This is a genomic window from Dendronalium phyllosphericum CENA369 (assembly GCF_016056275.1).
GTDB lineage: Bacteria > Cyanobacteriota > Cyanobacteriia > Cyanobacteriales > Nostocaceae > Dendronalium > Dendronalium phyllosphericum.
This window is the reverse complement of record NZ_JAECZA010000137.1, coordinates 1-6,402: the sequence shown is the minus strand read 5'-3', so window position 1 is coordinate 6,402 and position 6,402 is coordinate 1. Positions and strand designations below refer to the sequence as shown.

Sequence of the window (6,402 nt, the reverse complement as noted above, 5' to 3'; positions counted from 1 at the left end):
CCCCAATCCCCAATCCCCAATCCCTCATAAATCATGAATGAAATATTAGTAGTAACTGATAAAATTGCACTTTTCACATTTATTGTTTGCACTATGTTGGGTGCAGGTTTAAGTTTAACGATAAAACAAATTTGGGAACCTCTTCGCAGTCCTCGGCTCGTCATTTTTTCTCTACTGACAAATTTTGTCTTAGTGCCACTATTTATTTATTTGCTAGTCCAAGTAGTTCCTCTAAGCGAACCACTAAAAGATGGTTTACTAGTCATGGCAGTAGCATCAGGCCCGCCAGCTTTGCCGAAACTTGCTCAAATAGTTAAGGGCAATATCGCCTTTTCTGTGGGATTAATGATGTTGCTCATGCTTGGCACTATTTTTTATATGCCGATAGTACTACCGTTAGTGGTGCAAGGTGTGGAAATTAACTCTTGGGATATTGGCAAACCTTTATTATTGCTGATGGTAAGCCCATTAGTAATTGGATTATTTATCAAAGCTAAATTTGCGGCGATCGCTCCTGTTATCCAACCAATTTTATTTAAATTATCTAGTGCCGGATTACTTTTAGGTTTAGTAGTCAGACTCTTCATTCACACTAACGATATTATTAGCTTATTAAAAACAGGTGCAATCTTTGTTTGTGCTGTATTTATTATCTTCTCCTTTAGCGTCGGTTATCTTTTGGGCGGGCCTGGTATTGATACCCAAAGAGTATTAGGAGTCGGTACAGCCCAACGTAATTTTGCCGCAGCATTATTAGTGGGAACGAGTAATTTTGAAGACCCTAATGTAGTCAGCATCATTATGGTGACAAGTCTATTAATGATGGTGATAGTTATCATTGCTGGGCCAAAGTTTATCGAACTAGACCAAGCAACAGAAGCAGATATTAAACAGTTAGAGGTTTAACACTCTCTGGCTCTAAAGATACAGCTATTTAATCAAAAATACGGTTTTTCTAGCGTAATGGTGTACTTTATATAGGAAAGTAGAGTATTATGAAAATTTAAATGATATCAAGTCTGAAATATATTGGCTGGGTTGGAAATAGATTTATTCCTAGTAAACAGACTTGATAAGTTCTCTGTAACTGTTGATACGAGACTACTATGAAGCCTAATTCTTTTACTACTCATACTCCAACCACAATAGTTATTGTTGGTGGAGGCTTTAGTGGTTCTCTAGTTGCTACACATCTATTAAAAACTGCCAGCCAACCCCTGATTATTAAATTGATTGAGCGCAGTCATCAAATTGGTAAAGGCATTGCTTACAGCACAGATACTAACTGTCACTTGCTAAATGTCTCGGCAGGTAACATGAGTGCATTTGCTCGCGATCCGGGACATCTACTGCGGTGGCTTCAGTACAACAATAACGAGTTAGCTGCATTTTTTCCTGAAGAAGTTAATGCTAGTAGCTTTATACCTCGTAAAGTTTATGGTTTATACATTCAGTCAATTTTGGCAGAAGCCGAAGCTACAGCACCTACTGATGTCCAACTAGAAAGATTGACCGATGAAGTAGTGGGAATAGAGCCAGCAGAAAACGGTGCAATCATTTCTTTGCGTAGCGGTCGCTGTTTTAACGCTGACAGAGTGGTGTTAGCATTAGGAAACTCGCCTGCACCTCCCGCAATTCATCAAGATAGTAACAATGAAAGTTATCGGCGGAATGCTTGGTCAGCCGATGCCCTAGCAGAGATCGACCCTGATGCGTCGGTATTGCTCATTGGTACAGGACTGACGATGGTGGATATGGTTTTATCTCTTCACGATCGCCAACATCGGGGCAAAATTTATGCAGTGTCTCGACGAGGGTTGTTTCCGCTAAAACATCAAGCATCTCAGCCTTATCCTACTTTCGTTTCTCTGGAAACTTCACCCAACACAGCACGCGGTTGGTTGCGTCGGTTGCGTGACGAAGTAAAAGTTGCCACTGCTCAAGGTTACGATTGGCGAGGCGTAATTGATTCTTTACGCCCAATTACTCAAAAAATTTGGCAAAAACTACCAACTGTAGAAAAGCAGCGTTTTTTGCGTCATCTCACACCCTATTGGGACGTGCACCGTCACCGTATTGCTCAGAAAGTAGCAGATGTGGTGCAAGAAATGCTGGACTCTGGTCAACTCACAATTTCCGCAGGACGGATACAAGAATATCAAGCATTCCCAGATGGCGTAGCTGTAACTATACTTGGGCGTAAAACCCAGACGAATACTGTTTTACACGTCCAGCGGGTGGTGAATTGTACAGGGGTAGCAGCAGATTATCGCCGATCGCCTCATCCCCTAATTGCTAATTTGCGATCGCAGGGATTAATCCGTGCCAATACCATTGGTTTAGGATTAAGTGCAGATGTCCACGGTGCTTTATATACAGCAGACGATCGAGTTTCAACTTTGCTTTATACTTTAGGCACTCCTCGCAAGGGCGACTTGTGGGAAACTATTGCTGTTCCAGAATTACGCGTACAAGCACAAAAATTATCTCAGACGTTGTTGCAGTCATTACCAGTGCGTGTACGTCCGATTCCGGCTATGCCTTTATTAGATAAAGAAACAGGCAATCGTCATTTTGAATCCCACTCAAACTTCTTATTTCGTCAATTCTTTGACCCAGAAACCAGTAGTTACACTTATCTAATTGCCGATTGGCAAACAGGAGATGCAGTTCTGGTCGATCCTGTTTTAGAGCAAGTTGACCGTGATTTGCAATCATTAGATGAACTGGGATTAAAGCTACGCTATTGTCTGGAAACTCACCTTCATGCAGATCATATTACAGGAGCAGGTAAACTCAGACAAAAAACAGGTTGTCAAGTAATTGTTCCCCAGAATCCTGCTGTAACAAAAGCCGATCGCTCCCTTGTTGGTGGCGAAATCCTCGAAGTAGGATCGGTAATCATTGAAGCAATTTCCACACCAGGCCATACTGCTAGCCACATAACATATTTAGTGGATAATACTCGCTTATTAACTGGCGATGCTTTATTTATTCGTGGTTGTGGACGCACAGATTTTCAAGGAGGCGATGCCGGAACTCTATATGATGTGGTGACGCAACGCTTATTTACTTTGCCAGAGGAGACTTTGGTATATCCGGCTCATGACTATAAAGGACGTACAGTTTCCACCATTGGCGAAGAAAAACGCCTCAATCCCAGATTTAGCGATCGCACCCGTAGCCAGTTCATTACTATCATGAATAATCTCAAATTGAGTTATCCTCAAAAGATGAATGCAGCAGTTCCTGCAAATGAATACTGTGGTGATTTTATTCCTCAAGAAAGCTTAGATTCAGCCACAAGTCCGGCTATAGATGCAGAACAAAAACAAATAGAACTCACAGTTATGACTAATACAGAAATTTACAATGATTACTTTGCTATGTATATCTAAATTTCAATAAACTTGCTTCTGGGTTAAACCAGCGAACAGCTTGAAAACAAGTTACCAAATCAACAGAATAGTTTAAGAAAGCTTCTAGAAATTTACCTCCCGGAGAGTGACACAAGAAGGTTATGACGCAGAAAGGTCGCCGAGGTCGGCAAACCCTCCTGCTTGCTGTATGGCACTCAGCACTAACTGTCCTGCTGTTTCCAGAACTGCTCTGCAAAGGCAACAGCAGGGTGAATTGGAGCTTTCGGCTTGCTCTTGAGCGTCATACCGATTTCGTGCAATAGGCGATCGCTTTTGGTTGAATTACACTTCTCGCAAGCTGTCACTACATTGTCCCAAGTATGAGTTCCACCTTTAGAACGGGGAATAACATGGTCAATCGTCAGGCGCTTGGTACTACCACAGTACTGACAGGTGTGGTTATCGCGGCGGAAAACTTCTTTGCTTCTCACAGCTGGAACTTTCCAATGCCGCTCAGGGTTATTGTTAGTCAAACGAATCTGTTCGGGAATCTGTAGTACGATACTGGGAGAGCGCACTTCCCATTGTTTCGTGCTACCGAACTCTAGTGATTCTGCTTGACCCGTAACCAGTAGCACGATCGCCCGTTTCAAGTTAATCCGTGCCAGAGGAAGATAATTCTTGGAGAATACAACTACTTGGTTATGCAATATGTGTGGTTGCTGACTCTGTTGTTGCGCTGGCATAAAATTTACTCCTCAAAAAATAATCCCCGTCTGGTGATTGTCAGGAGCGGGGATTTGGGGATACTACTCTTTGCCCTATATCGGTGTCAGGTTTGCCCTGCACCTCCCGCTCTTATCGCTCGATCTGGATTTAGCCATCCAGTAATAGCTGTCAACTTGCTTTCACTGGCTGGTTTTCTACCGACAAAACGATACGCATTCTCAAACGCAAACAGCACAGATTCTCTGCCTAAACTCTTATGGAATTGGCATAGCATTATGCTGCGTAAGGTTGAGGAGAGAAGGCGGAGCATGGGATTTTTGTATTACTTATATTACAATATTTATATACTACATCTGTAGTATTAAATTGTCCACCTTTTATTTTTTTTAGATATACCAGCTATGGATACGCGCAAACAAGGTTCTATTAAGGAAATGCAAGTAACGAGTATCCGACTGGAAGCAGAGTTAAAAGAACGATTGCGTGAGATTGCAAAAGAGCAAGGGTATCAAGCACTGATACGAAACCTTCTCTGGCAATACGTTGAGCAACAAAATGCTCTCTCTCGTATAGAATCATCTTCTCACACTCCGCTCCTTGCTCTGTCGGATATTCGAGCTACTTTTGCCGCGATCGCTCAAAAAGAAGAACAATGTGCCATAACAGGTCAATGTATTCAACCGCGACAGACCATGTGGTTGGGATTGACTACCGATGGTAGCCTGGTTCCACTTGCTACATTAGGAACTTCTAGAAACCTTTGGGAATGAAATCTTTCAAACCGATGTAGTAGTCTGCCAAAGTCTTTTTGACAGACGGAAAAAGGGTAAGGGGTAAGAGGTAAAGGTTTAAAAGCCTTCCCCTTTCCTCTTTTAAGAGCCTACACCTGTCAATATTTGCGTGGTGAATTAGTAGTAAGAGCGCTGAATAGCCCGATTAATATGATAACCGTGGGTCAGGCGATCGCCAGCGAAGGACAACCTATACGCACAACTAGTAGTATTAAGCAATATTACTGATATTTCAATTGATTTTCCTAAACGATAAGAATAGTCTAGTAATTACACTATGTTTTTCTCTAGATATAGTTGTATTTTTAAAGGAGCAAATATTTATTGAAGGAAGTTTGATTTATGAACTTATTAAATAAAGTTCGTTTGAATAACAGTTTATTAAACCAGATAAAATATCGGCTTGAAGTCATAGAAATACATGATTATAATCTGGCCAAACTGTTGTGCAAAGTTATTCCTTCCCATTGCCCTTTTGAAAGAACTGTGAAAATTTTAGGTCGGACTCTTTTTCATATTCCGCCTTTGTGTAAAATCAACCCTCTCTATGAGCAATTTGTGGGTTTACGTTTTAAGTGTTTGTTGTATTTAGTAGATGTCTGTGGTGAGGATGCCACAAAATATTGTTAAAGAGAAATTGGTTACATCAGACAAAATTGAGAAATTTTTTGACTAAACAAAGAGTCTAAAAAATTCTCCAAATGACGATTTCTAGATAAGATTTTTAGATTGTAATATTTATAAATCTCTGAGCAACCACATATTTTATCTTGTCCTAAGACAATGCTAATTCTCAGATTGCAAACGGATTTATTCTCGCTCCCAACCTCAATAGCCGCACTATTCAAGTCCAACCAGAAGCTAAGAGTGTAAAGATGTCAGTTTTTCTTGCTGTTTATTAGCTTTTAATGGCAGACGCATCCAACGAAAAGCGGTAACATTCAATAAGAGTCCTACTAATAATAAAAACAGTATCAAAGCTATTTGATACCAGAGAACTGGTTTGACAAAGAGATCCAAAAGCACATGTAGTAAGTTCATGATGCTGTAAAAGACAGTTAAACCAAAATGAATTATTCGATAACGCTTGGAATCAGTAAAAGCAGTGACCATCATTGCCAGCATTGGTAGTACAAAAAAGCCCAACATCAACCACATAATTCCAGAAATATCATTGATGGTTGTGGCTCTTTGAGATTCGACAACGGGTAAACCGTGAAACAGCGGCATTAGACCCAGTTGTGTATGAAACAGTATTCCTAGTAGAAAGACTGACCAAAGAGTAATGATTCTTTCCCGATAATGAACTGCCATAATTACTCTCAAACTTCTTTTGTAATTGCCTCACTTTAAACTTAAGTGAAGAATCTGAGTAAATAATGAAGTTAACCAAACTTGATAAATTCAGAGGACTGACGCACAGGTAACGGAAGAACGTAGACGCGCAAGCGGTGAGGCAGTCGCAATCCTGGATGCCACTTCACCAAGCTTCGTTGGGGCGGGGTGTGGGGTGTGGCTGTCTC

General features: G+C 40.9%; 7 protein-coding genes. 4 read left to right on the top strand and 3 right to left on the bottom strand.

The window, feature by feature from the left end; genetic code table 11:
- Positions 1 to 33 precede the first annotated feature (33 nt).
- Together I8752_RS20785 and I8752_RS20780 are read left to right on the top strand one after the other, a co-directional pair.
- The gene (locus I8752_RS20785) at positions 34 to 906 is read left to right on the top strand and encodes a bile acid:sodium symporter family protein (RefSeq protein WP_214434193.1); all 873 of its coding nucleotides are present in this window, start codon (positions 34 to 36) and stop codon (positions 904 to 906) included.
- Between the two features lie 200 nt (positions 907 to 1,106).
- Positions 1,107 to 3,398: an FAD/NAD(P)-binding protein gene (locus I8752_RS20780; protein ID WP_214434192.1), complete on the top strand. Its 2,292-nt coding sequence runs from the start codon at positions 1,107 to 1,109 to the stop codon at positions 3,396 to 3,398.
- Positions 3,399 to 3,580: 182 nt separating this feature from the next.
- Here the strand turns inward: I8752_RS20780 and I8752_RS20775 are convergent, their stop codons facing one another.
- Complete coding sequence (locus I8752_RS20775; RefSeq protein WP_214434191.1) at positions 3,581 to 4,105, bottom strand: HNH endonuclease; 525 nt, start codon at positions 4,103 to 4,105, stop codon at positions 3,581 to 3,583.
- A gap of 86 nt (positions 4,106 to 4,191) precedes the next feature.
- Positions 4,192 to 4,323, bottom strand: a complete 132-nt coding sequence (locus I8752_RS38105; protein ID WP_263985705.1) for a hypothetical protein — start codon at positions 4,321 to 4,323, stop codon at positions 4,192 to 4,194.
- Between the two features lie 166 nt (positions 4,324 to 4,489).
- Between I8752_RS38105 and I8752_RS20770 the strand changes: the two genes are divergently transcribed.
- On the top strand, positions 4,490 to 4,858 hold the full coding sequence (locus I8752_RS20770; protein WP_214434190.1) for a ribbon-helix-helix domain-containing protein: 369 nt from the start codon (positions 4,490 to 4,492) through the stop codon (positions 4,856 to 4,858).
- A gap of 363 nt (positions 4,859 to 5,221) precedes the next feature.
- Entirely contained in the window at positions 5,222 to 5,509 is a 288-nt protein-coding gene (locus tag I8752_RS20765; RefSeq protein WP_214434189.1) for a Mo-dependent nitrogenase C-terminal domain-containing protein, read from the top strand.
- 231 nt (positions 5,510 to 5,740) lie between these two features.
- On the opposite strand, the gene I8752_RS20760 is transcribed toward I8752_RS20765, so the two are convergent.
- Complete coding sequence (locus I8752_RS20760; RefSeq protein WP_214434188.1) at positions 5,741 to 6,193, bottom strand: hypothetical protein; 453 nt, start codon at positions 6,191 to 6,193, stop codon at positions 5,741 to 5,743.
- Positions 6,194 to 6,402: the final 209 nt, after the last annotated feature.

Excerpts from the sequence above, each read along its gene's own strand:
- I8752_RS20785 (WP_214434193.1), top strand. The coding sequence starts at position 34 with ATGAATGAAATATTAGTAGTAACTGATAAAATTGCACTTTTCACATTT.
- I8752_RS20780 (WP_214434192.1), top strand. The coding sequence starts at position 1,107 with ATGAAGCCTAATTCTTTTACTACTCATACTCCAACCACAATAGTTATT.
- I8752_RS20775 (WP_214434191.1), bottom strand. The coding sequence starts at position 4,105 with ATGCCAGCGCAACAACAGAGTCAGCAACCACACATATTGCATAACCAA.
- I8752_RS20770 (WP_214434190.1), top strand. The coding sequence starts at position 4,490 with ATGGATACGCGCAAACAAGGTTCTATTAAGGAAATGCAAGTAACGAGT.
- I8752_RS20765 (WP_214434189.1), top strand. The coding sequence starts at position 5,222 with ATGAACTTATTAAATAAAGTTCGTTTGAATAACAGTTTATTAAACCAG.
- I8752_RS20760 (WP_214434188.1), bottom strand. The coding sequence starts at position 6,193 with ATGGCAGTTCATTATCGGGAAAGAATCATTACTCTTTGGTCAGTCTTT.